Below are 23,768 nucleotides of genomic sequence, written 5' to 3'. Positions count from 1 at the left end.
TCGTCGCCGAATCGCAATCCGGGGACTCTTTTGGAATTTTTGTTTTTGCGGTATAATGTCAAAACTTGCGAGTAATGTCCGCTGCCATGACGAACAATGGACAACCGAGCCGGACGGCTCTCATGGCGGCCGCGGCACGTGCGGCACATCTCCTTGTCGACGACACCCCCTTGATCTTCGCCGACACCATGGCGCTGACCTTCCTGGGGGAGCGCGCGGACGAACTCCTCGGCTACCACCGGTCCTACGGGGGCCACCTCGTTCTGTCCGGCGCGCGGACGACGGCCGTCACCCGCAGCCGCTACACCGAGGACCGGCTGTCCGCGCTGGTCGCCCGTGGCATCGACCAGTACGTGATCCTCGGCGCGGGGCTGGACTCCTTCGCCTGCCGGTCCGAACCGGCGAGCCAGGTCAGGGTGTTCGAGGTCGACCGGCCCTCGACCCAGGACTGGAAGCGGGCGCTGCTGGCCGCGACGGGGACGAAGGTGCCGTCGTCCGCCGTCTTCGTACCCGTCGACTTCGAGCGGGAGTCCGCCCGGTCCCTGACGGACCATCTCGTCCTGGCGGGCTTCGACCCGAGCCGACCGGCGCTGGTCAGCTGGCTCGGGGTCACGATGTACCTCACCCGGGAGGCGATCGGCCAGACCCTGGCGGCCGTCAGCGGCTTCGCGCCCGGCACCGAGATCGTCGTGGAGCACCTTCTCCCGGCCGGGTCGCGCGACGAGGCGGGCCAGTCCTACGCGGAGATGGTCATGGCCGCGGCGGCCGAGCACGGCGAGCCCTGGCGGACCTTCCTCAGCTGCGAGCAGATGGACGATCTCCTGTTCGAGCACCGGCTCCAGCCGGTCGAGTACGTCCGGCAGCGCGAGACGATCGCCCCCGAGAGCTGGGAACGCACCGACTCGCTCCGCCCGTTCGAACTGTCCGTGCTCGCCCGTGCGAGAGTCCCCGCCCGCTAGCGGCCTGTCACGCGGCGGCCGGACAACGTGCGAGTCCCCGCCCGCCGGTGGCCTGTTTCGCGGCCCTGGCCGCCTCCGGCGGGCGAACGCCCCGGGGTCAGGTGGTCGGCTGCTCGACGATGGAGTCGACCCGGTCGGGGTAGAAGGCGACGTGGTCCTTGATCTCGGCGACGGCCGGGTACGGCGACTCGTAGAACCACACCGCGTCCACCGCCTGCTTCCCGTCCACCGTGACGGTGTAGTAACTCGCGTCACCCTTGAAAGGGCAGTAGGTGGCGGTGTCGGTCCGCTCCAACAGCGAGCGGTCGACGTCGGCGATCGGGACGTACTGCACGGGCGGGTACGCCGCCTCCCGCAGCGTCAGCGCGTGCTGCGAGTCGGCGATCACCCGGCCGCCCACCGAGACGACGACCCGGGCCGGGTTCGCCGTGATCGTGATCGGGTGGCTGGGGCTGGGCTGCAGGATGGGCTTGTCGGTCATGGCGGGAACCCCTTTCTCTCACCCCCAGTCTGCCGGAGCCCCGGATCACGGGGCCGCCCCCGCCCCCGTGTGTCCACGGGGGACGTAGTATCCAACGGCGGATAACCGGGGCTAGTGCCAGGATGTGACGTGAGCTTTGAACTCGGAGCCTGGCTCGGAGCCGAACCGATCACCGCGCAGGAGGCCCTGCGCCGGTATCTCGCCTGGGACGAGAGCGACGCCGTGCCCGGTGAGCCGCGCCCGGAGGTGGCGGCCTTCTACGAGGAGCTGACGGCGGTCTTCCCCGACCTCACCGCCGACAACTACGGCGTTTCCCCATGGTCCGAGCCGCTCACGGTAAGTGAGGACTTCGTGCTGATGAACGCGGTGTTCCCCCGGGCAGGTGAGGTGTGCCGCGTGGTGCTGGAGATGGCGCGACGGCACCGGCTCGTGCTTTTCGAACCGTAGGTCCCCGGCTTCGCTCCCCTTGCGAAACGCGGGCCGCCGTCCGTTCCGTGAACGCGGGTGGCGAACCGCTGCTCCGTCCCCAGGGCGTCGGCCCGGCCCGGCTCGCGGGCGAGAGGGCTTCGCGGTTCCGGTCATTTATGAAAACGCCTTTATCGCCATTTCGGGCAGTCGTCGAACAATCCTGGACGCGGTTGAAGAAGGGAAGGGCGAAATATAATCCCAACCCCTTTCCTTTGTTAGACTGCATAGGTAACCTAAGCCGCATGTCGTTCCCGACCCGTATCACCAGGCCGCTCCTGCGGGTGCTGGACGTCTTCGTCCGGGCATTCGAGGAGAACACCGAACTGCACGGATGGGAGATCAAGAAGTCGACGGGCCTCTCCGGCGCCGCCACCTACAAGATGCTGGACCGTCTTGAGGACGCCGACTGGGTCGTCGGTCGCTGGGAGGAGCGTAATCCCGATCCCGGCAAGCCTCCGCGCCGCATGTATCACCTCACCGGTGTCGGGGAACCCGCCGCCCGCGAGATACTGGCCGAGCGCTGGCCCGAGGCACTGCTCCGTACGACACGCCCGGCGCGTTCCCCGATGCCGAATCCGCTGTCCGGATTCTTCGACGTTGTCGGCCACGTTGGCCGATGGTTACCGGGTGGTGCGAGATGACGCTTGAGAAAATACTGCTCGGTGTCATCGTCGCGATAGTGGCCGCCCAGTGCTGCGGCATTCTCGAATGGGCGGCGCGCGGGCTCATCCACTGGGCGGTCCGGCTTTCGTACGGCCGGACGCCCCGGGGTGATGTCCGGCTCGTCGAACAGCTCCAGGCTCTGGACAACTGTCCCGCCCAGGTGGCCAAATTCCTGTTCGCCCTCGGCCTCGCGCTGCGAGGGATCCACGAACGACTGTGGCGCGCGTCCGGGCGATCGGGCGCACCGGGATGGGAAGGCGCGGGGACGGGCCATCTCTTCGGCGCCGTCGTGGCCCTCGACACCGCCCTGCGGGGCTTCGGCGGTGACATCCGCGCGCAGTCCCCCGCCCGCCGCGAGGAGTTCGGCAGGCTGGTCACCCGGCTGCGGCGGCTGCTCGGACACCCGTCCGAGGCGTTCGACGACCAGGGCCTGGCGGTCCTGGTCACGACCACGACGTCGGCGTGCGAGACCTACATCGACGACCGGAACGAGCGTGCCGCCCTGGAGCTCGCCGAGGCCGCCCTGCCGCTGGTCGAGCGTCTGGGACCCTGTCGGCAACCCGCCCTCGGGCTGCGCCGGGCCCACGTCCACGCGCTGCTTCAACTCGGCCGCCTCCAGGCCGAAACGCTGTTGCGCGGACTGATGGACGACGAGGCCAGGGTCTTCGGGGTCACGGATCCGCGGACGTTCAAGACGGCGCGACTGCACTGCTGGGCACTGCACAACGCGGGACGGTTCTCGGAGGCCGAAGCGGGACTGAGTGCCATCGAGGCCCGCATGGCCCTGACGCCGGGTACTCACGTGGCGGACCGGCTGCACAACCGGTGCAAGCGCCTGTGGACGGTCGGCCGGCAGCGGCGCGTCCTCGAAGCGGCGGTCGGCTATGACGCCGTCATAGCCGACCGGGTCCGCGAGCTGGGCCCCGACCACGCGGACACCTTCGACACCCGGCACTCCAAGGGGAAGATGTTCGTGGAGAACGGGCGCGGGGCGGAGGCGTACGCGGTCCTGTGGCCCCTGCTGGCCGACATGCGACGGGTGCTGAGCCCCGGCCATCCCAACACGCTGGAGACCCGCAAACACCTGGCCCTGGCTCGCGCCCTGATGCGGCCCGGTGCCCGCACCGACCGGCGGGCACTGCGCGAACTGCGGCGCGTCCTGCGGACACAGACCAGGGAGCTCGGGCCCGACCACCCCCACACCCTCGACACCCGGCAGCGGATCGCCGTGGTCACCGGCACCTCGGAGAGATCGTGAGACCCGGAGCCGCCAAGCTCCGCCGAACGTGGCTCAGCGGCTGACCGCGTCGACCGTGTCGGCCGCGCCCACCGTGTCGGCCGGGCGCAGGAGGGCGAGGTCGGCGCGGCGGGGCAGGCTCTCCCAGTCGCCGTCGGCGGTGACGGCGAAGGCACCGGCGGCGCAGGCCGTCGCCAGGCGCCGCTCGGGGCTCGCCCCGGCGAGGGTCTCGGCGATCCAGCCCGCGGCGAAGGCGTCCCCGGCACCCACCGGGTCGAGCTCGACGACCCGGTACGGCTCCGCGTGCCGTACGGCGCCGTCGGAGAGCTCGATCGCGCCGAGGGCGCCGCGCTTGATGAGGACGTGGCGCGGGCCGAGCGCCGACAGGGCTCCGGCCAGGGTGAGCGGGTCGTCGCCCTGGACGATCAGGCGGGCCTCGGCCTCGGTCGCGAACAGGACGTCCACCGAGGCGACGGTCTCCCGCAGCGCGGCGGACGCCTCGGCGGGCGTCCACAGGGCGCGGCGGTAGTTGATGTCCATCGAGACGGTCGCGCCCGCCGCGCGGGCCTCGGCGATCGCGGCCCGGACCGCGTCGGCGGCGGACGCCGACAGCGCGAGCGTGATGCCCGTGACGTGCAGCACGCGTGCCGAACGGATCAGCGAGACGTCCAGGTCGGAGGGGCGCAGCCGGGACCCGGCGCTCGCCGAGCGGTAGTAGCGCACGTCGACCATCTCGGCCGTGCGCCTGCTCTTGATCATCAGGCCGGTGGGCGCCTCGGGGTCCACCCGCATCCCCCGTACGTCGACGCCCTCCCCGGCCAGTGTCGAGCGCAGCAGCTCCCCGAACTCGTCGGCGCCCACCCTGCCGATCCAGGCCGCGCGCCCGCCGAGGCGGGAGACGCCGATGGCCACGTTCGACTCCGCGCCGCCCACGCCGAGCCCGAAGTCGCGGGCGTGCCTGAGCGGGCCGGTGCGCCGCGCGGTGAACAGCGCCATGCTCTCACCGAGCGTTACCAGATCAGTCATGGAGAACGGTTCCTTTGGGAGTCGGGGAGGGCGGGGCGTGCCCGGCTTCGCCGGACGTCGTGACGGGCTCGCGGGGGCGCCCGGTTTTTCCGGTGAAAGTCGGGGAGAGCGGAGAGGGCGGGGTGTCGTGGCGGGAGTGCCCGGTTTTTCCGGTGGGAGCCGGGGAGAGCGGGGTGCGCCGGGTGTCGTGGCGGGGGTGCCCGGTTCTTCCGGTCACCGGGTCGACCCGAGCTTCCTGGAGATGCGCAGGGCCGTCTCGGCCACCAGGGGGCCCAGGTCCCGTACCCGCGCGGCGGTGATCCGGGAGGTGAGACCCGAGATGGAGATCGCCGAGGTGGCGACGTCGTTGTGGTTGAAGATGGGCGCCGCGACGCAGCGCACCTCGGGCTCGTTCTCCCGGTCGTCGACCGAGTAGCCCCGCTGCCGGATCCGGCCCAGCTCGGCGCGCAGGCGCGCGGCGTCGGTGATGGTGTACCGGGTGACGTGCGGCATCCCGGCGGCCACGATCTCCTCGACGGCCTCCTCCGGCTGCCAGGCGAGGATCGCCTTGCCCACGGCGGTGCGGTAGACGGGGGTGCGGCTGCCGATGCGCGAGGCCATGCGCACGTTGGTCTCGTTCTCGACCTTGTCGATGTAGACCACGTCGGGCGGGTCGTAGACCACGAGGTGGACGGTCTCCCTGGCCTCGGTCATCAGCCGGTGCGACTCCTCGGCGGCCACCGTCCGCAGGTCGAGCGTGGCCAGGTATGCCTGCCCGAGGTGCAGGGCGCCGCTGCCCAGCCGGTAGGCGCCGCTCCTGCGGTCGCGCTCCAGGAGCCTGGCCTCGATGAGCGGGGCGGCCAGCCGGAGCACCGTGCTCTTGGACAGGTCGAGCGACTCGGCGAGCCGGGTGAGCGACAGGCCGTGGCCCGCGCCCGCGTGGTCGCGTACGTGCGCGAGGACGGCGAGGGCGCGCCGGAGCGAGGCCGACTGGTTGCGTTCCGGAGCGGGCTCACTCATCGCGGCTTCCCATTGTGATCCGGCAATCGAATACCTGGTCAAGGTAGGCGAGTACGCCGCCCCTCGGCCACTTTGCAGCACAACGTTCTGCACTGCACAACAAATCGACGTCCCGCTTCCCGTGGCGGGTGAGGCTTCCTAGGGTCTGCCGCCAACGGGAGGAGACGCTTGTGAAGGTCCTGAAGACGGTCGTGGCGGGGGTGACCCTGCTGGCCCTCGCCGCGTGCGCGCCGTCCACCGCCCCGTCCGCGAGCGGTGGCGACGAGAAGTCCGGGACCCTGAGGGTCTGGCTCTTCGACGAGCCCAACCGCGCTCCCAAGGAGAAGGTCGTGGGGGAGGCGATCAAGGAGTTCACCGCGGCCAACGCGGGCGTGAAGGTCGAGGTCACCTACATCCCGACGACACCGGCGAGGCACGAGAGGTTCAAGGGCGCCTTCAACGACCCGGCCAGCGCTCCCGACGTCGCCGAGTACGGCAACACCGACCTGGCCGAGTACGCCGCCGCGGGTGGTTTCGCCGACCTGAGCGCCGACTTCGCGAGCTGGCCGGACGCCAAGGACGTCGGCACCGACCTGCTCGGGTCCGCGACCGTCGACGGCAAGGTCTACGGCCTGCCGTGGTACATCGGCATCCGGGCCCTCTACTACCGCACCGACGTCTTCGAGGAACTCGGCCTCAAGCCGCCCACGACGATCAAGGCCCTGACCGAGGCCGCCCGCGCGATCCGCAAGGAGAAGCCCGACCTGTACGGCGTCGCCGTCGGCGGCGAGTACACCTTCGGCGCGCTGCCCTTCGTCTGGGACGCCGGAGGCGACATCGAGGACCTCGGCGGTGAGGCCTCCCGCAAGGGGGTGAAGGCATACACCGACCTGCTCGCCGACGACAACTGCCCGCCGCAGGCGTGCGCGAGCCTCACCGGCGGCAAGACCGTCGAGCTGTTCGCCAGCGGCAAGGCCGCGATGGGCATCCTGGGCAACTTCAGCAGGTCCGCGGTGGACGCGGGGGCCGCCGCGGGCAAGTACGCCGTCGTACCGCTGCCGGGCACCGAGGAGGGCTCGATCGCCCCGGCCTTCTCCGGCGGCAACAACCTCGGCGTCATGAAGAACAGCGGGCACCGCTCGCTGGCGTTCAAGTTCCTGCAGCTGCTGGGCGGCAAGGTCTACCAGACCAAGATGTACGAGGCCATGGGCAACCTGCCCACGCTGACCTCCGCGCGGGACGAGATCGCGGCCAGGGACCCCTTCCTCAAGCCGTTCCTGGAGACCGTCGCGGCCGGTACCCGCTTCGTGCCGATCGACCCGGCCTGGGTGAAGATCGACAACCAGAAGGTCATCCCGACCATGCTGCAGAAGATCGCCACCGGGCAGTCCACCGTCGAGCAGGCGACCGAGGAGGCCGCCACGGCGGTGAAGGCCGCGTTCGGCCGGTCATGACCAGCCTCCCCACGGTCCCGGCGATCGTGACCGGTTCCACCTTCCCGGCGGGTTCAGCGGTCGTGACCGGTTTCACGTTCCCGGGTTCAGCGGTCATGACCGTCGCCCTGATCCCGGCGAGACCGGAGACAGCGACCCCGCCGGGCACGGAGACGCGGTCATGACCGCCACGGCGGCGGGTCCCGGCCGCGGGCTCAGGCCGTGGCTCTACCTGCTGCCCTCCGCGGCCGTGCTGCTGCCGCTCTTCGGCTACCCGATCTACATGCTCGGCCTGCTGTCGGTGTTCGACTACCGGCAGGCCCAGGTCAGCGGGGGAGAGCCGACGCGGTTCATCGGCGTCGAGAACTACGCGACGCTCCTGGGCGACCAGCGCTTCTGGTCGGTGCTGGCGCAGACCGTGGGGTTCGCCGCGGCCCTGGTCGTCGCGACCCTGGCCGTCGGCGCGACGCTGGCCGTCGTGCTCACCCGGGCGGGCCGGGTGCCCCGGCTGCTGCTCTCGCTGGCGGCGATGGCCGCCTGGGCCGCGCCCGCCATGACCGGCTCGACGGTCTGGATGTTCCTCTTCGACGCCGACCTGGGCCTGGTCAACCAGGTCCTCGGCATCGAGGGCTACAACTGGTTCTACGACAAATGGGTGACCTTCGGGATCGTCGGCGCCACGGTGGTCTGGCACTCCTTCCCGTTCGTCATGGTGACCCTCTACGCCGGGATCCAGGCCGTCCCGGTCTCCGTCCTGGAGGCGGCCTCCCTGGACGGCGCCTCCGCGTGGAGCTCGTTCTGGCGGATCATCGTGCCGATGCTGCGGCCGCTGATCACGATCGTGGTCATCCAGTCGGTCATCTGGGACTTCAAGATCTTCACGCAGATCTACGTGATGACCAACGGCGGCGGGATAGCGGGACAGAACACGGTGCTCAACGTCTACGCGTACCAGACGGCGTTCGGCTCCTCGGAGTACGGGCTCGGCGCGGCGATCGGCGTCGTGACGACCCTCATCCTGCTCGCGGTCACCCTCTTCTACATCCGCGCCCTTTACCGTACGGGGGAGAGGCTGTGAGCAGGTCCCGCCTGGCCGCCAACGTCGTGGCGCTGGTCACCGCGTTCGTCACCTTCTTCCCGATCTACTGGATGGTGCTCTCGGCGCTCAAGCCCACCGGGGAGATCCAGTCGCTGGAGGTGCGCCCGTGGACCCTGGCGCCGACCCTCGACCACTTCCTGCGGGTGCTCGGCGGCGAGAACTTCGGCCGCTACTTCCTCAACAGCCTGGGCGTCGCCCTGACGGTCGTCGTCCTGTCCGCGCTGGTGGCCTTCCTCGCCGCGGTCGCGGTGACCCGGTTCCGCTTCCGGTTCCGTACGACCGTGCTGATCATGTTCCTGGTGGCGCAGATGGTGCCGGTGGAGGCGCTCACCATCCCGCTGTTCTTCCTCGTCCGCGACCTCGGCGCGGTGGTGCCCGGGGTGGGGCTCAACACCCTGGGCTCGCTCGTCCTGGTCCACCTGGCGTTCTCGCTGCCGTTCGCGATCTGGATGATGCGGGGGTTCGTGGCCGCGGTGCCCGAGACGCTGGAGGAGGCCGCGATGATCGACGGCGCGAGCCGGCCGACGATCCTGTGGCGGATCATCTTTCCGCTCGTCGCGCCGGGACTGGTCGCCACGAGCGTCTTCTCGTTCATCACCGCCTGGAACGACTTCATCTTCGCCAGGACCTTCATCATCTCGGCCAGGGACAACCAGACGCTTCCCGCGGCCCTGCTGGTCTTCTTCAAGCCCGACGAGAACGACTGGGGCGGCATCATGGCGGCCTCGACGCTGATGACCGTCCCCGTGCTGATCTTCTTCGTGGCCGTCCAGCGCAGGCTGGTCGCGGGCCTGGGCGGGGCGGTGAAGGACTGACACCCGCCCGGCTCCGTTCTCCCCTATACCGATAATTTTTGCCTGGACCAGGGCAGAACTGTCCCTCGGGATGGTTGACAGGCCAAAATTGGTCCGTGGTCAGGATCGGATCGGTAGAGATGAGCGATTGCGAGCGTGGGCAACTTCCGCCAGTTCTGGGCCAGCTGTTCGCCGACGGAGGTGAGGGGACCGGCGGGAGCGACGGAAGTGGAGGCCGGAGGCTCTCGGTGGACCTGCCGCCGGGAGACGTGGTGTGGCCCGACCCCGGTTACGCTCAGCTCGCGGTCCGTCGCCGTCCGGCGTTCTGGCTCAGCGAGGTGGCCGTCTCGGGGGAGTACTGGGCCAGGCTGAGGGGCCAGCACGAGCAGTCCGGGCTGTGGCCGGTCCTGCTGGAGGACTCCGTGCAGCCCTGGTCGGCGGGCCAGATCGCCCCGGACACCGCGAGCCAGATCGACAACTACCACGCCGCCGCGTTCATGGCCGAGGTGTGGTCCGACTGGATCGCGAAGGCCAACCTCGACCAGCTCGAACTCCTCGACCCCTTCGGGCCCGAGTGCCCGGGACCGGCCCCGTCGGGAAGGCTCGCCGCCGATCCCGGCGTGGTCGCCGACTGGTACGCCGGGCTGGTGGCCGAGCGCAGGACCCCGCTCGGGCTCGTCGCGGTCGAGCGCGGGGCCGACGCCCTCGCCGTCATGGGCTGGCAGGGCGCCCTGAACCACAACGAGTGGATGGTCCCGCTCGCGGCCGTCGTACGGAGCTGGGAGGACAGGTTCGGGGTGCGGGTGGTCGGCATGGGGTTCAACACCCTCGACCTCAGCGTCGCCGCGCCCCCGACGACCTCCGAGCACGCCCTGCACGTCGCCGCCGAGCACTGGACGTTCTGCCCCGACAGCATCATCCAGGGGGCGGGGAACCTCGTCGACTACGCCGAGCAGATCAAGGGCAGGAACGCCTGGTCCTTCTGGTGGGACTGACCGGCCGGGGGTGACCCGCGAGCCGCCTTGCCGCTCCCTGTGCGGATCGCCGCGACGGGGAGGACATTCGCGCGGGTAGGGCGGGTGTTGGCCTGGCGGGGTGGTCGATGAGGCTTTCTTGAAGCTTGCAGGTAGATCTTCTGGGGTTTTCATGGCGTTTGCTTTGCTTTGTCCGTTTTGGGAGGTAGTGTCCACTGTTATCGGTTGGCGACCTGCCCTTCACAAGAGGGAGCGGCCGGCCGACGTCGAATCCCGAGAGCCCGCGAGGCTCCGGAGCCGGGGAACCACTTTTCCGGGGTGAATCCGCCGCGACCGCGCGGCGGTAGGGCAACTCCACCGCCCGAACCCGTCAGCTAACCCGGTAGACGAGATGGAGAGGAGATCCCCCTCATGGATCACCGCGTCACCACGCCGGTGGACCCCCTGTCCGCACCGGCCACCTGAGCTTTCACGCCAGCCCCGTCCCCCCGACCTCCTTGACCTTCCGCCGCGTCTGATCGCGGCACCCTCAGGACCGTGCTCCGCGTAGCGATCGGCTGATCCGGCTACGCCCCTTTTCCGACGAGCGCGTCCCCGCCGGTGCACCCCTTCGGTGTTGGCACCTGGCTGCCCCGTTCCCTCGCGAAAGAGCCACTTCTCCATGCACCCCTTCTTTGGTCTGCGCAAGAACAGCCTGAACGAGTCCTGTCCGGGCGAACAGCTCCCGTACAAGAACGCCTCCCTCCGGCGCGGCCTCGTCGCCGCCGCCCTCGTCGGCGCGAGTGTCCTCACCTCCGCCGCCGTCGCCCTGGCACTTCCCTCCCACGCCTCGGCGACCCCCGCCTCCACCCGCCTCGCCGACGACCCCGCGGTCGGCGCCCCGGCCGGTGCCGAGGCCGTTCTCCTCCAGGGGGCGACCACGGCCTCCTACTTCTGGGACGACTCCTCCGGCCGGGCCGGTGACACCGGACTGCCCGCCAGCGGCAGGCCGATGCAGAAGGGCATGATCGCCAGCCCGAGCTGGCCCCTGCTCACCGAGGGCTACATCCTCTACAAGGGACAGAAGGCCAAGTTCTTCGTCGGCGACCGAGGTCCGGGCAACCCCTCGAACCAGGGTGTCATGATCGACATCGACGCCAAGACCTTCGCCGACCTGACCGGCGGCACGTTCAACGCCGGGACGCTCGGCGTGGACGGCAACGGCGGCATGGGCCACATCGACATCCAGTACGTGGTCACCAAGTGGGGCGACGGCACGGGGATCAAGAACCACCCCGTGGCCTTCTCCACCGGCGCCTGGGGCCGCAGGGACACCACCCCGGCCCAGCCTCCGGCGACCGTCTTCGCGATGGCGAGGCAGCTGGGGATAGGCCTGCTGACCCAGCGGGTGAGCGCCGAGGCGCGGCCGTGGATCGGCAAGCCCAAGGTCATGGTCGAGTCCGCCTCCGTGCGCACCCCGGCCGCCGCGGCCACCGCCGGTGCCCACGCCGCCAAGCTCGGGACCCTGAAGAACTGACCCGTTCACGTCCGTGTGAGGCGGTCCCGGGACACCGGCGGGAACACCCCGCCGGTGTCGTGTTTTCCCCCGAATGGCATTCTGTCCCGCAGAACCAGCACGAACGGTAGGAGTGCCATGACTCTGCGGGCCCCGGCGAACGGCATCGAGATCGCCTACGAGACCTTCGGCTCTCCGGAGGCTCGCCCCCTCCTGCTCATCACGGGCCTCGGCTGCCAGATGATCCAGTGGGACGGGAGGTTCTGCGCGCTGCTCGCGGACCGGGGGTACCACGTGGTGCGTTTCGACAACCGCGACAGCGGCGAGAGCACCCACCTCACCGAGGCGGGGACGCCCGCCCTGGACGGGAGCGGCGAGGTCCCCTACCTGCTGGGTGACATGGCCGACGACTCGGCCGGGCTGCTCGACGCCCTCGGCTGGGACACCGCCCACGTGGTCGGCCTCTCGATGGGCGGGATGATCGCGCAGTCGCTCGCGATCCGCCACCCGCACCGGGTGCGCAGCCTCACCTCGATCATGTCCACGCCGAGCCCGCAGGCCGCCCTGCTGACCGACCCGGACGTGCTCATGCCCGCCTTCACCCCCGACCGCGAGAGCGCGATCCGGCGGGCCCTCGACAACTGCGCCGCCGTCGGCTCGCCCGGCTACCCGTTCGACCGGGAGTGGAACGCCGAGATCGCCGGGCTGGGCTACGACCGGTCGTACGACCCGGCGGGCACGGCCAGGCAGGTGGCCGCGATCATGGCCTCCGGTGACCGCGCGCCCCGGCTCAAGGAGCTCGCGACTCCGGCTCTCGTCCTGCACGGGGAGGACGACCCGCTCGTCCCGCTGCCCGCCGGAGTCGCCACCGCCGACGCGATCCCCGGCGCCCGGCTGATCACCTTCCCCGGCATGGGCCACGACCTGCCCGCCGAGCTCTGGCCCTCCTTCGCCGACGCGATCGACGAACTCACCACCTCCGCGGACTCAGTACGGTGACCTCCGGTACGTGACCTCCGGTGCGGTGGGCTCCGGTGCGGTCCGTGCCTCCCGGGGCGCGGGCCGCACCGGAGGGTCAGACTTCGAGCTTCTCCTCGATGCCGCGCAGGACGTGCCGCGCGAGCGCGAGGTTGGCCCGGTTCCGGTCGAGAGTCAGGTAGAGGAAGAGCCCCTTGCCGCTCCGGCCCGAGATCGGGCGGATTATGTGGTACTGCGTACCGAGCGTGATGAGGATGTCCTCGATGCCGTCCTTGAGGCCGAGCGACTCCATGGTCCGGAGCTTGGCCTTGACGACCTCGGTGTTCCCCGCCGCGGCCACCTGGAGGTCGAGGTCCTTGGACCCGCCGAGCGCGCCCAGCGCCATCCCGCTGTTGTAGTCGACGACGACCGCGCCGATGGCACCGTCGATCGTCATCATCTCCTTGAGCGAGATGTCCATGTTGCCCATTGCTGTCTCCGATCACTGGGATTCACTGGAATTCACTGGAATTCACTGGGATATCGAGGTGCGCGAGCTGACCGCGGCCAGCCTGTCCGCCGTCTTGCGGCCCTCCAGCCGGAGCAGCCCGAGGTTGGTCCCCGGGCGTGCCAGGACCGTGAGGACGATCTTGGGTCCGGCGGCGTAGAACGCCGCGTAGCCGTTGGTACCGGAGATCAGCGTCTCCTCGAAGGTGCCCTTCCCGGCCATGCTCGTCATCCGGCGGCTGAGGGCCAGCACCGCGGAGGAGAGCGCGCCGGTCTGCTCGGCGTCCCTCTCCAGGTCGCTCGCTATCGTCAGGCCGTCGACGCTGCACGCGATGCTCCCGTTCACGTCGGGTATGCGTTCTCGCAGCGCCGCCATCTCGCGCCGTATCTCCTCGCGCAGTTCCACCGGCATCCTCCTTCCGATCAGCTTCAGCGTCCGTAGCCTTATCGGCATGTGACCGGGCTCAAGTCATCGCCTCCAACGCGTTCCTGAGCCGGATGAGCAGGTTGACGTCGGCCGGGTCCCCGTTCGCCCTGGGGAGCCAGTCCGACGTCTCCGCGGAGCCCGTTCCGGCCGCCGGGATCTCCGTGGCGCCCCTCGTCCGCCTGGGCAGCGGGTCCGGCGTGGCGGGGGCCGTGAAAGTCCCGGCCGGGCCGGGCTCCGGGACGCGGAGCAGCCCGGACGAGGCGAGCTGCCGTACGGCGAGCAGCACCGAGTACGCGGGACGGCCCAGCTTGCGGGCCAGGTCGGCCGGGGTCGCCGTGGAGTCGGCGCCGACCAGCACCTCCCACTGGAGCGCGCTCAGTACCACCCGCTGGGCGCCGATGCGCGCCAGGGGAACGACCGGGAGCGTGTCCAGCTCCGCGGACGGCCAGGTCTGTTCCAACTGAGCCTTCCTTCGCTCGCACTCCCGGAGCAGGCCGGTCGCGTCGAAGTACCACTGCGGTCCGAGCCAGTGCCGCTCTCCCCGCCGGAACCTGGGCCGGTGCCCGGTGGCCTGCAGCAGGAAGTACGCGGCGTCGAGCACCGTGCTCAGCACGCAGAATTCCAGCTCCCCCCTGGTGAGCAGGCCCTGGGAGACGAGCCGCTCACCGCCCGTCGGCCGGGGGGTCTCCGGGTCGGGGCGCTGACGGGTGGCGGCCTGCCTGGCCTGCCGTACGGCGTGGGCGGATATCCCTCGGCAGGCGCCCAGCAGGTCTTCCAGCCGGGGCGCGGACGCGCTCTCGGCGTAGGTCACGCGACCGTCGGTGAGGTAGATGACCCCCGCCCTGCCGAGCCGCAGGGAGCCGGTGGCGTGGTCGCCGGCGAGCCCGCTGAGGATGTTCTCGACGCTCGGCATGATTTCACGTCGATATCAGACGGCCGGAAAGGGCCTGGAGACGGTGGCGGGCCAGTGCCAGGTTCGAGCGTTCCAGATCGAGCCGGACGTAAATGACCAGCGGGCCGTCGAAAAGCGTTTCCAGTGGCCTCAGTAAATGGTGTCCGCCGTCCGTGGTTATGATCATGTCGTTGATCCGGACCGTACCGCCGGGCGTGGTGGCGGCGAGCCCGTCCAGCGTCGCGCGCAGGGTCTCGCTCAGCCCCGCGGCCGACCTCTCCACGTCGGCGTGGCGGATCGCGCCGCCGGTGGCCACCGCGGTCCCGCTGGTCTGATCGATGAGGATCGCGTCCAGGGCACCGGGGATGGCCATCACCTCGGTGAGACAGTCTTCGATTCCGAGCACATCTCTCCCTCGCCAGCGACTCCAGTCGTCGCCCGGTCAGCGTAGGGAAGACCTTCGGGAACTGGCGGCCCTGGCTAGGGCTTTGATAGGAGAAGGCGGAGAATTCCCCACCCGGGTAGGAAGTCATCCACCCCGTGTGGGAATCAACCCGTTAGTTCGTCGGCGATGAGTGCCTTTTCGTCCGGCTTGAAAACAAGAATGTTCTTCACATAGGAATTCACCGCGGCGGGCAGGCCGACGTCGTTCCCGGCCTCCTCCGACATGTACCAGCGGTGGTCGAGCACCTCGTGGAAGAACTGGGCGGGCTCCAGCTTGCCCCGCATCTCCTGGGGCACGGCCTGCACCGTGGGCTGGAAGACCTCGGCCAGCCAGCGGTGGGCCACGATCGCCTCGTCCTCGTGGCGGAGGCCGTGCGACACGCGGAAGGAGTCGAGGTCGTTGAGGAGGCGCCTGGCCTGGTTCTCCTCCACGTCCAGGCCGGTCAGCCGCAGCAGCCTGCGCTGGTGGTGCCCGGCGTCCACGACCTTGGGCCGGACGATGAGCCGCCCGGTGCCCGCCTTGCGGCGGACCATCATCTCCGCGACGTCGAACCCCAGGGAGTTCAGCCGTCGGATCCGCTGGTCGATCATGTGCCAGTCGACCTCGTCGATGATGTCGTCCGAGGTGAGCTCGCCCCAGAGACGGTGGTAGCGCTGACACACCGAGTCGGCGACCTGCTCGGGGTCGACGGAGGAGTGCAGCAGCCCGCCCGCCTCCAGGTCGAGCATCTCGCCGAAGATGTTGGTGTGCGCCACCTCGATGTCGTACAGCCGCTGGCCCTCGCTGATCATGGGGTGCAGCTCACCGGTCTCCGCGTCGACCAGGTACGCGGCGAAGGAGCCCGCGTCCCTGCGGAACAGGACGTTCGACAGCGAGCAGTCGCCCCAGTAGAAGCCGCTGATGTGCAGCCGTACGAGGAGCACGGCCAGGGCGTCGAGCAGCCGGTTGAGCGTCTCCGGCCGGACCGTCCCCGACATGACCGCGCGGTAGGGCAGGGAGAACTGCAGGTGCTGGGTGATGAGCGCCGAGTCGAGCGGCTCGCCGTCCGCGCCGGTCCGCCCGGTGACCACGGCCACCGGCTCGACGGACGGGGTGTCCAACCGGCTCAGGTCCCACAGCAGGCGGTACTCGCGCTTGGCGTAGTACTCGCTGATCTCCTTGATCGCGTACACCTTGCCCGACAGGCGGGCGAAGCGCACCACGTGCCGGGAGATGCCGCGGGGCAGGGAGACCAGGCGGTGCTCGGGCCACTGTTCCAGCGGGACGTCCCAGGGCAGGCGGATGAGGTCCGGATCGCTCGGCGCGCCGGTGAGCTGCAGGGGCATGGTCGATCCTCGCGACGGGGAGTCCGGCGGTGTGCCGGTCGGGCGGGTGGTCGTGCCGCGGCCGGTTCTCACGGCGGGGCGGCGGGGGAGTCCTGTTGGGGGAGGTGGCCGGTCCTCGCGGGGAGACGGTGGCGTACGGGCGGAGGGCGGTCGGCGCCGCGGCCGGTTCTCGCGGGGGAGGGCGCCGCGGCGGGGTCGTCGTGGTCAGTCCTCGCGGCGGGGGAAGGTGGGCGGGTCGAAGGCGCGGCGGACCACCGCGGCGAGCTCCTCCTCGGTGAGCACGCGGGGCTCGCCGACGCTCCTGGCCCGTACGTAGACCTCGCAGAGCCACTCCAGCAGCCGGGTCGCCTCGAAGGCCCCGTCCAGGTCGTCGCCGATCGTGACCCCGCCGTGGTTGGCCATCAGCGCGGCACGCCTGTCCTTGAGCGCGGCCTTGACGGAGGCGGCGAGCTCGGGGGTGCCGTAGGTGGCGTATTCGGCGACCCTGACGGTCCCGCCGAGGAGCAGGACGTTGTAGTGGATCGGCGGCAGCTCGCTCATGGTCGTCGCGACCACGGTGCCGAAGACCGAGTGCGTGTGCACGACGGCACCGGCGCCGGTGGTCGTATAGACCGCCAGGTGCATGGGGGTCTCCGACGACGGCCGCAGGTCGCCCTCGACGAGGCGCCCCTCGATGTCGACGACCGGGCAGGACCCGGGCTCCAGCCGGTCGAGGGCCACGCCGCTGGGCGTCACGGCGACCAGATCGCCCGCGCGCACGCTGAGATTCCCCGCCGTTCCGACGACCAGTCCGGTCGTGACGGCCCGGTGGCCGTACTCACACAGCAGTCGGCGCTGCTCGGCCAGCAACATGTCCTCAAAAGTAGGGGGTTGCGGTACCGGGCGGCAAACCCTCATTATCTGGTCTAGACCGGTTGTCGCTCACTGGATGACCGGCGAACATGGTTCCTTTACCTCTCCGTGGACCGCCCGTCAATGGTTTGCAGGGAAATATCGGCTACTATGTGCCGTTCTGTCATTGGATTGCACTTCCCTGGCGTTTGGTTTCTACCGGATATGTCGCGAGGACATCACGGCTCGGTCTAGACCGGATACGAGCTCTTGACGGTGGACTCCGGGGGTACGTACCTTCGGGCAAACGTTTAGGAAACTTTCCTAATTGATCCCCCGTCCAGGAGGGTTACATGTCCACATCGGCTGGTACGCCCGGAGATATCACTCGGCGGCAGATGCTCCGCCGGATCGGCATGACCGCTCTGATCGCCGGTCCCGGCTCCGGGCTGCTCACCGCCTGCGCCACCGGCGGCGGCGCGGCCCCCGCCACCCCGGCCTCCGCGGCACCCTCCGCGGGCGGTGCGGTATCCGCGGCGAACCCGTTCGGCGTCGCCGCCGACGCGCCGCTTGAGGTCGTCATCTTCAAGGGCGGCCTGGGCGACAGCTACGCGACCGAGGTCCACGAGCCGCTGTACAAGAAGGCGTTCCCGCAGGCCCAGGTCAAGCACGTCGCCACCCAGCAGATCGCGCAGACCCTGCAGCCGAGGTTCGCCGGCGGTGACGTCCCCGACATGATCGCCAACTCTGGCACCGACCTGATGGACAACGCGGCCCTGCAGCAGGAGGACCAGCTCCTGGAGCTCACCGAGCTGTGGGACGCCCCCTCGATCGACGACCCGAGCAAGAAGGTGCGCGACATGGTCGCGCCGGGCACCGTCGAGTCGGGCCTCATCAACGGCAAGCCGTATCTGATGAACTACGTCTTCTCCGCGTACGGCCTCTGGTACGACTCCGCGCTGTTCGAGAAGAACGGCTGGACCCCGCCGAAGACCTTCGAGGAGTTCAAGACCTTCGCCGAGAAGGCCAAGGCCGCCGGTGTCACCCCCTTCGCGTACGCGGGCAAGAACGCCTCCTACTACGCGTACTGGATGATCCTCATCTCCGCCGCGAAGATCGAGGGCAACCAGATCCTCGTCGACGTCGACAACCTCGTCGACGGTGTCTGGCAGCGCGACGCCATGAAGCAGTCCGCCGCCGCCTGGGCCGAGATCGCCAAGTTCATGGACAAGTCCTTCGAGGGCCTGATCCACACCGAGGTCCAGCTCCGCCAGAACCAGGGCAAGATCGCGCTGTACCCCTCCGGCTCCTGGCTGGAGAACGAGCAGAAGGACCAGACCCCGGAGACCTTCAAGTACGCGCTGACGCCCACCCCCAGCGTCACCGCCGCGGACAAGATGCCGTTCGAGGCCATCCGTGCCGCCGCGGGCGAGGCGTACCTCGTCCCCTCCAAGGCCAAGAACCCCAAGGGCGGCCTGGAGTACCTGCGCATCATGCTCTCCAAGGAGGGCGCGCGGGGCTTCACCGAGAAGTCGGGCAACATCACCGTCGTGACCGGTGCCGCCGACGGCCTGGAGCTGTCGCCCGGCAACGCGAGCCTCAGCGCCGCGCAGACCGCCGCGGGCCAGAACATCGTCACCTTCAGCAGCTTCGAGAACTGGTACAAGGAGTTCGAGACCGAGCTGCGCAAGCAGACCAACGCGCTCATGTTCGGCCGCATCACCGCCGACGAGTTCTGCGAGAAGATGCAGAAGGCCGCCGACAAGACCAAGGCCGACTCGTCCGTCACCAAGCAGAACCGGACGGTGTAGTTCCCGATGCGGCAGGGCAAGTATCCGTTCATCGTCGGCTTTCTCGCCGCGCCGGTCCTCCTCTACGTGGTCTTCGTGATCAGCCCGTACATACAGGCTTTCTACATCTCGATGACCAACTGGAAGGGCATCTCGGCGAACCCTCAGTTCATCGGCCTGGAGAACTTCACCAGGCTCCTTGACGACGAGGTCTTCTGGGCCGCGGTGCGGCACCACGGTGTTCTGCTGCTTGTCATGCCGCTGGTCACGATCGTGATCGCCCTGTTCTTCGCCTTCCTGCTCAACCTGAGCGGCGGGCAGCGGGGCGGCCAGATGACCGGGATCTGGGGCTCGAAGGTCTACCGTGTGATCTTCTTCCTGCCCCAGGTCCTGGCCGTGGCCATCGTCGGCGTGCTCTTCCAGGCGATCTACCGCCCGGACGGCACCGGCGTGATCAACGGCCTGCTCGGCAAGGTCGGCATCGAGCCGGTAGGCTGGCTCATCGACCCGGACATCGCCCTGCTGTCGATCATCGCGGTGATGGTCTGGCAGGCGGTCGGCTTCTACGTGGTCCTGTTCTCCGCAGGTATGTCCTCCATCCCCAAGGACGTGTTCGAGGCCGCCGCGCTGGACGGCGCGGGCCGGTTCACGCTGTTCTTCAAAATCACGATCCCGCTGCTGTGGGACACCATGCAGGTCGCCTGGGTCTATCTCGGCATCGCCGCGTTCGACGCCTTCGCCCTGGTCCAGGTCCTCTCGGTCGACCGGGGCGGGCCCGACAACTCCACGACGGTGCTGCCGATGGAGATCTGGCGCACGGCCTTCAACTTCTCCAAGTTCGGCTACGCGTCGGCGATGGGCGTGGCGCTGTTCTTCATGACCATCACGTTCGCCGCCCTCACCCTGCGCGTGACCCGGCGCGAGAGGATCGAGTTCTGATGGCCACGGACACGGCTCGCAAGCCCGCCTCCCGCCCCTCCGCCCCCGCGCACGTCAGGCGCCGCGCGAAGAACCCGCTCGGGGTCTTCGGCGCGCTGTCCCACGTCGCGCTGCTGGTCTGGGCGATCCTGATCGTCGGCCCGATCCTGTGGACGTTCCTGTCCTCCTTCAAGACCAACACCGAGATCTTCGGGGACGCCATCACCCTCCCGGCCTCCTTCGGCTGGGACGCCTGGGGGCGGGCCTGGGAGAAGGCCCACATCGGCCAGTACATGCTGAACACCGTCTTCGTGGTGGCGTGTAGCACAGCGGGCACCATGCTCCTGGGCTCGATGGCCGCGTACGTGCTGGCGCGCTACACCTTCCCCGGCAACAGGCTGATCTACTTCCTGTTCGTGTCGGGCATGACCTTCCCGGTCTTCCTCGCGCTGGTCCCGCTGTTCTTCGTGGTGAAGAACCTCGGCCTGATCGACACCCACCTCGGCCTGATCCTGGTCTACATCGCCTACTCGCTGCCGTTCACCGTCTTCTTCCTGTCGGCGTTCTTCAAGACGCTGCCCACCTCGGTGGCCGAGGCGGCGATGATGGACGGCTGCTCGCACACCCGGACGTTCTTCCAGGTCATGATGCCGATGGCCAAGCCGGGCCTGATCAGCATCACGATCTTCAACATCCTGGGCCAGTGGAACCAGTATCTCCTGCCGATCGTGCTGCTCTCCGGCAACGTCGAGGACAAGTGGGTGATCACCCAGGGTGTCGCCAACATCTCCACCAGCGCCGGGTACGAGGCCGACTGGCCCGGCCTGTTCGCCGCGCTGAGCATGGCCATCATTCCCGTCATGATCATTTACATCATCTTCCAGCGCCAGATCCAGTCGGGCCTGACCTCCGGCGCGGTCAAATGACCGGATCCGGTCAAACGAAGAGTTCCGGCGAGTAATCCCGGGAGTGTCGTCAGGAGTCGTTCATATTCGGAACGACTCCTGTCCCCTCCCCGCGGAGAACCCGACACATGGCCCACCTCGACAAGGATTTCCCCTTCCCCTTCTTCGGCGCGGGGGAGGCGAGCTACTACATGTGGGCCGAGGTGCACGTCCGCTTCGCCCGGCAGCCCAGCACCTCCCAGCGCGCGGTCATCGTCGACACCGTCCCTGTCCCCCTGCGCGGGGCGCTCGACTGGTGCGAGGGACGCCAGCTGATGGTGGCCAGCGGCCTGTTCCTGCACGGCACGGTCGTCCGCTCCTACCCGGCCGCCGACGGCGAGTCCGACCGCATCGGCGACGACGGCTGGCTGTACGCCGCCCCCTCCCGGATCGCCGCGCTCAACGCCGACATCGAGGGATGGCTGCTCCGCATCAACCGGGAGTGCCCGATCCTGGCCGCCTACCGCGCCGAAGACCCCGACAGCGGCGGCACCCGCCTGTCGGACTGGCACGAGTGGAGCCTCGCCCGGCTGCCCGGCCTCCTGCCCGAGCTGGAGCCCCTCCTCGACCAGGCCAGCCACGCCACCGCCATGGCCCAGGGCGTCATGGCCATGGCCCGGCGCGCCGGAAGCCTGCCCAGGCTTGGCGTCTTCGCCGGAGACATGATCTCCTGGGAGGATGAACCTGCTTGACGACTCCGCGGTGGACAACCGGCTGACCGGCCTGCCCGAGTGGCGGCGCGAGGGCGACGAGATCCGCCGCACGATCACCGCCACCGACTTCCCGACCGCGATCCGCGTCGTGGACGAGATCGCGGTGGAGGCCGAGAAGCTCAACCACCACCCCGACATCGACATCCGCTGGCGTACCCTCCACCTGGCGCTCAGCACGCACGACGCCGGTGGCCTGACGGAGATGGACTTCACCCTGGCCGCCCGCATCGACGAGATAGCCTCGGCCCACGCCTGAACCCCATGGGTGATCCCGGACACGTACGGCGGGAGTTCGACCGGACACCGCCCTCCCCCCTCGTGGAGCTCGACGACCCCCGGCTCGCCCGCGCGGGCGTACGCGTGATCCTCAAGCGCGACGACCTGGTCCACCCCCTCCTGCCGGGCAACAAGTGGCGCAAGCTCAAGTACAACCTGGCGCGGGCCGCCGAGCTGGGCCACGAGACCCTGCTGACCTTCGGCGGCGCGTACTCCAACCACGTGCGGGCCGTCGCCGCGGCCGGGGCCCGCTTCGGGTTCCGGACCGTCGGCGTCATCCGGGGCGAGGAGCACTCGCCGCTCAACGACGTCCTCGCCTTCGCGGCGGGCGCGGGGATGCGGCTGGTCTACATGGACCGCGCCACCTACCGCGCCAAGGACACCGCGCCCGTCGTCGAGGCGCTCCACCGGGAGTTCGGCCGGTTCTACCTGCTGCCCGAGGGCGGCAGCAACGAGCGGGCCGTCCGGGGCTGCGCCGAACTCCCCGGGGAGATCGGCGTGCCGTTCGACGTCGTCTGCTGTCCCGTCGGCACCGGAGGCACGCTCGCGGGCATCGCCGCCGGGCTGACCGCCGGTCGGCGGGCCCTGGGTTTCTCCGTCCTGCGGGGAGGGGGGTTCCTGGCCGACGTCGTCGCCGGGCTCCAGATCGCCACCTACGGCGAGGTGTCGGCCAACTGGACGATCGACTGCGACTTCCACGCCGGGGGATACGCCAGGCGCTGTGTTGAACTGGACGCGTTCGCCGACGACTTCGCCCACCGGCACGGGATGTCGCTCGACCGGGTCTACGTGGCGAAGATGCTGTGGGGCGTCTTCACCCTGGCGGAACGCGGGGCCTTTCCCGTGAACACCACGATCGTCGCCGTCGTGACGGGCCCGATGGGGGAGCCCCCGCTTCCGGCCTCCCCCGACGGACCTTCCTGACCCCGCCGCGCTTCTGACCTCTCCGCACGCGACGGGGCCTGACGGGGCGGGGGCTTCCGAGGGCGTACGCGACGGACGGGGGGCCTGACGCGGCGAGGTCCTTCGGGGGCACACGGCGACGGCCTGACACGGTGGGGTTTTCCCGTACGCGGCGCGGGCCTTCCGGCTTCCGTCGTGGATCTCCGGGGGTGGCGTGGCCGGGAGCGGCCAATACCGAGCGTGGTCGTACGATTACTCGATATGGTGGGCGCTGCTCTTCTCCGGCCCGGTCAAGGAGATCGTGGATGCGCATTCTGGGAGTTCTCGCCGCCGTCGCCCTGCTCTGCGCGGGCTGCGGTGAGCAGGTCACCGACCATCCGGCCGGGCACGGTCCGAGCGCCGACGGGATCCGCCTCGCCGGGAGCGGCAGGTTCACCAACCCCGCGCCGCGCGCCACCGCCATCGTCTACGACACCGCGCTGGTGCCGCCCGGAGCCTCCGCGCAGGTCACCGTGGACTCGGGGGCGGTGCTCGCCACCGCCACGGTAAGCGTCAAGGGCATGCTCCCCGGCCGTGCGTACGGGGCGCACCTGCACGTCAACCCGTGCGGTTTCAAACCGGAGGACGCCGGGCCGCACTACCAGCACTCCCACACCCACGCGAACGCCGAGAACGAGGTCTGGCTCGACTTCACCACCGACATCCGGGGCGACGGCACCGCGACCGCCACCCAGGACTGGGCGCTCGTCTCCGGGCGGCTGCCCCGGTCGCTCGTGATCCACGCCGAGCCCACCCGCACCGCCGGTGCCGAGGCCGGCGTCGCCGGTCCCCGCGTCGCCTGCGTCACCCTCACCGAGCGCTGAACCGGGCGGCGCGGGGTTTGTCCCCAGCCGTCCCCGGTCCTCTGTGGACCTGACGCCGGTTCCCGGGACCGCTGTACGTTCTCACCGGCCATCGGCCGCACGGCCTGATGCCCTTCCCGAGGCCGTCGTACGTCTCACCGGCCACCGGTCGGCTCGTCGCCGGGGCGGCCGGTTCGTCCACCGCCGCCTCGGCCGCGCGGCCTGACCGCCTTCGCCGGAAAACCGTTTGAGCCCTCCTGTGGCGTTCCGTTAAGTTGCCCGCGGCCCCGTCGCCGTGAGGACAGAGGACAAGACCGCGTGACCCCGCCCGCTTTCCAGACCTGACACCTTCTTCCGCTTCCCTTCAGGCCGGCCCTACCGCCGGTTCCGC

General features: G+C 69.7%; 26 protein-coding genes and 1 riboswitch. Of the genes, 17 read left to right on the top strand and 9 right to left on the bottom strand.

Going from position 1 to position 23,768, the window contains the following annotated elements; translation table 11 throughout:
• The first annotated feature begins 86 nt into the window (after nt 1–86).
• Nucleotides 87–959 carry a class I SAM-dependent methyltransferase gene (locus ACW9TB_RS04965; RefSeq protein WP_472746723.1) on the top strand — a complete coding sequence of 291 codons (873 nt, stop codon included), beginning with the start codon at nt 87–89 and terminating at the stop codon, nt 957–959.
• A gap of 97 nt (nt 960–1,056) precedes the next feature.
• Here ACW9TB_RS04965 and ACW9TB_RS04960 read toward each other — a convergent pair whose 3' ends face one another.
• Nucleotides 1,057–1,440 carry a DUF427 domain-containing protein gene (locus ACW9TB_RS04960; protein WP_472746722.1) on the bottom strand — a complete coding sequence of 128 codons (384 nt, stop codon included), beginning with the start codon at nt 1,438–1,440 and terminating at the stop codon, nt 1,057–1,059.
• Between the two features lie 129 nt (nt 1,441–1,569).
• Between ACW9TB_RS04960 and ACW9TB_RS04955 the strand changes: the two genes are divergently transcribed.
• The 3 genes from ACW9TB_RS04955 to ACW9TB_RS04945 all read left to right on the top strand — a co-directional run bounded on the left by ACW9TB_RS04955 (nt 1,570) and on the right by ACW9TB_RS04945 (nt 3,829).
• Nucleotides 1,570–1,887 carry a hypothetical protein gene (locus ACW9TB_RS04955; protein ID WP_472746721.1) on the top strand — a complete coding sequence of 106 codons (318 nt, stop codon included), beginning with the start codon at nt 1,570–1,572 and terminating at the stop codon, nt 1,885–1,887.
• A gap of 263 nt (nt 1,888–2,150) precedes the next feature.
• Nucleotides 2,151–2,549 (top strand): PadR family transcriptional regulator, encoded by a 399-nt coding sequence (locus ACW9TB_RS04950; RefSeq protein WP_472746720.1) that lies wholly within the window; start codon nt 2,151–2,153, stop codon nt 2,547–2,549.
• The gene (locus tag ACW9TB_RS04945; RefSeq protein WP_472746719.1) at nt 2,546–3,829 is read left to right on the top strand and encodes a hypothetical protein; all 1,284 of its coding nucleotides are present in this window, start codon (nt 2,546–2,548) and stop codon (nt 3,827–3,829) included. The genes ACW9TB_RS04950 and ACW9TB_RS04945 overlap by 4 nt, the downstream gene beginning before the upstream one ends.
• A gap of 33 nt (nt 3,830–3,862) precedes the next feature.
• On the opposite strand, the gene ACW9TB_RS04940 is transcribed toward ACW9TB_RS04945, so the two are convergent.
• Entirely contained in the window at nt 3,863–4,834 is a 972-nt protein-coding gene (locus tag ACW9TB_RS04940; protein WP_472746718.1) for a sugar kinase, read from the bottom strand.
• A gap of 213 nt (nt 4,835–5,047) precedes the next feature.
• A complete protein-coding gene (locus ACW9TB_RS04935; protein WP_472746717.1) occupies nt 5,048–5,833 on the bottom strand; it encodes an IclR family transcriptional regulator in 786 nt (261 codons plus the stop codon).
• Between the two features lie 170 nt (nt 5,834–6,003).
• Here ACW9TB_RS04935 and ACW9TB_RS04930 point away from each other — a divergent pair, with 170 nt between their 5' ends.
• The 6 genes from ACW9TB_RS04930 to ACW9TB_RS04905 all read left to right on the top strand — a co-directional run bounded on the left by ACW9TB_RS04930 (nt 6,004) and on the right by ACW9TB_RS04905 (nt 12,606).
• Complete coding sequence (locus ACW9TB_RS04930; RefSeq protein ID WP_472746716.1) at nt 6,004–7,266, top strand: extracellular solute-binding protein; 1,263 nt, start codon at nt 6,004–6,006, stop codon at nt 7,264–7,266.
• Between the two features lie 160 nt (nt 7,267–7,426).
• Nucleotides 7,427–8,323: a carbohydrate ABC transporter permease gene (locus ACW9TB_RS04925; RefSeq protein ID WP_472746715.1), complete on the top strand. Its 897-nt coding sequence runs from the start codon at nt 7,427–7,429 to the stop codon at nt 8,321–8,323.
• Entirely contained in the window at nt 8,320–9,159 is an 840-nt protein-coding gene (locus ACW9TB_RS04920; RefSeq protein ID WP_472746714.1) for a carbohydrate ABC transporter permease, read from the top strand. Before ACW9TB_RS04925 ends, ACW9TB_RS04920 begins: the two co-directional genes overlap by 4 nt.
• Nucleotides 9,160–9,386: 227 nt before the next feature.
• The gene (locus tag ACW9TB_RS04915) at nt 9,387–10,133 is read left to right on the top strand and encodes a DUF4253 domain-containing protein (protein WP_472746713.1); all 747 of its coding nucleotides are present in this window, start codon (nt 9,387–9,389) and stop codon (nt 10,131–10,133) included.
• 233 nt (nt 10,134–10,366) lie between these two features.
• A riboswitch (cyclic di-AMP (ydaO/yuaA leader) is annotated at nt 10,367–10,516 on the top strand.
• 257 nt (nt 10,517–10,773) lie between these two features.
• Nucleotides 10,774–11,628 (top strand): hypothetical protein, encoded by an 855-nt coding sequence (locus ACW9TB_RS04910; protein WP_472746712.1) that lies wholly within the window; start codon nt 10,774–10,776, stop codon nt 11,626–11,628.
• A 117-nt stretch (nt 11,629–11,745) separates the two neighbouring features.
• Nucleotides 11,746–12,606: an alpha/beta fold hydrolase gene (locus ACW9TB_RS04905; RefSeq protein WP_472746711.1), complete on the top strand. Its 861-nt coding sequence runs from the start codon at nt 11,746–11,748 to the stop codon at nt 12,604–12,606.
• Between the two features lie 76 nt (nt 12,607–12,682).
• Here the strand turns inward: ACW9TB_RS04905 and ACW9TB_RS04900 are convergent, their stop codons facing one another.
• The 6 genes from ACW9TB_RS04900 to ACW9TB_RS04875 all read right to left on the bottom strand — a co-directional run bounded on the left by ACW9TB_RS04900 (nt 12,683) and on the right by ACW9TB_RS04875 (nt 17,012).
• Nucleotides 12,683–13,054 carry a hypothetical protein gene (locus tag ACW9TB_RS04900; protein WP_472746710.1) on the bottom strand — a complete coding sequence of 124 codons (372 nt, stop codon included), beginning with the start codon at nt 13,052–13,054 and terminating at the stop codon, nt 12,683–12,685.
• A gap of 42 nt (nt 13,055–13,096) precedes the next feature.
• Nucleotides 13,097–13,483 carry a roadblock/LC7 domain-containing protein gene (locus tag ACW9TB_RS04895; RefSeq protein WP_472746709.1) on the bottom strand — a complete coding sequence of 129 codons (387 nt, stop codon included), beginning with the start codon at nt 13,481–13,483 and terminating at the stop codon, nt 13,097–13,099.
• A gap of 52 nt (nt 13,484–13,535) precedes the next feature.
• Nucleotides 13,536–14,411 (bottom strand): hypothetical protein, encoded by an 876-nt coding sequence (locus ACW9TB_RS04890; protein WP_472746708.1) that lies wholly within the window; start codon nt 14,409–14,411, stop codon nt 13,536–13,538.
• A 4-nt stretch (nt 14,412–14,415) separates the two neighbouring features.
• Nucleotides 14,416–14,796 (bottom strand): roadblock/LC7 domain-containing protein, encoded by a 381-nt coding sequence (locus ACW9TB_RS04885; RefSeq protein WP_472746707.1) that lies wholly within the window; start codon nt 14,794–14,796, stop codon nt 14,416–14,418.
• A 143-nt stretch (nt 14,797–14,939) separates the two neighbouring features.
• Complete coding sequence (locus tag ACW9TB_RS04880; protein ID WP_472746706.1) at nt 14,940–16,160, bottom strand: DUF4032 domain-containing protein; 1,221 nt, start codon at nt 16,158–16,160, stop codon at nt 14,940–14,942.
• 204 nt (nt 16,161–16,364) lie between these two features.
• Nucleotides 16,365–17,012: a class II aldolase/adducin family protein gene (locus ACW9TB_RS04875; protein WP_472746705.1), complete on the bottom strand. Its 648-nt coding sequence runs from the start codon at nt 17,010–17,012 to the stop codon at nt 16,365–16,367.
• Nucleotides 17,013–17,407: 395 nt separating this feature from the next.
• Here ACW9TB_RS04875 and ngcE point away from each other — a divergent pair, with 395 nt between their 5' ends.
• From ngcE to ACW9TB_RS04840, 7 genes are all read left to right on the top strand, one after another.
• Nucleotides 17,408–18,802: an N-acetylglucosamine/diacetylchitobiose ABC transporter substrate-binding protein gene (gene ngcE / locus ACW9TB_RS04870; protein WP_472746704.1), complete on the top strand. Its 1,395-nt coding sequence runs from the start codon at nt 17,408–17,410 to the stop codon at nt 18,800–18,802.
• A 6-nt stretch (nt 18,803–18,808) separates the two neighbouring features.
• Nucleotides 18,809–19,720, top strand: coding sequence for a carbohydrate ABC transporter permease (locus ACW9TB_RS04865; RefSeq protein WP_472746703.1), 912 nt, complete (start codon nt 18,809–18,811; stop codon nt 19,718–19,720).
• A complete protein-coding gene (locus ACW9TB_RS04860; RefSeq protein ID WP_472746702.1) occupies nt 19,720–20,625 on the top strand; it encodes a carbohydrate ABC transporter permease in 906 nt (301 codons plus the stop codon). Before ACW9TB_RS04865 ends, ACW9TB_RS04860 begins: the two co-directional genes overlap by 1 nt.
• 107 nt (nt 20,626–20,732) lie before the next feature.
• Nucleotides 20,733–21,335, top strand: a complete 603-nt coding sequence (locus ACW9TB_RS04855; RefSeq protein ID WP_472746701.1) for a hypothetical protein — start codon at nt 20,733–20,735, stop codon at nt 21,333–21,335.
• Complete coding sequence (locus tag ACW9TB_RS04850) at nt 21,322–21,612, top strand: 4a-hydroxytetrahydrobiopterin dehydratase (protein ID WP_472746700.1); 291 nt, start codon at nt 21,322–21,324, stop codon at nt 21,610–21,612. Before ACW9TB_RS04855 ends, ACW9TB_RS04850 begins: the two co-directional genes overlap by 14 nt.
• Before the next feature lie 5 nt (nt 21,613–21,617).
• Entirely contained in the window at nt 21,618–22,556 is a 939-nt protein-coding gene (locus tag ACW9TB_RS04845) for a 1-aminocyclopropane-1-carboxylate deaminase/D-cysteine desulfhydrase (protein WP_472746699.1), read from the top strand.
• A 284-nt stretch (nt 22,557–22,840) separates the two neighbouring features.
• On the top strand, nt 22,841–23,398 hold the full coding sequence (locus tag ACW9TB_RS04840) for a superoxide dismutase family protein (protein ID WP_472746698.1): 558 nt from the start codon (nt 22,841–22,843) through the stop codon (nt 23,396–23,398).
• Nucleotides 23,399–23,768: the final 370 nt, after the last annotated feature.

The sequence above is a fragment of the Streptosporangium sp. H13245 genome, from assembly GCF_055690525.1.
This window is presented reverse-complemented; position numbering and strand designations above follow the sequence as displayed.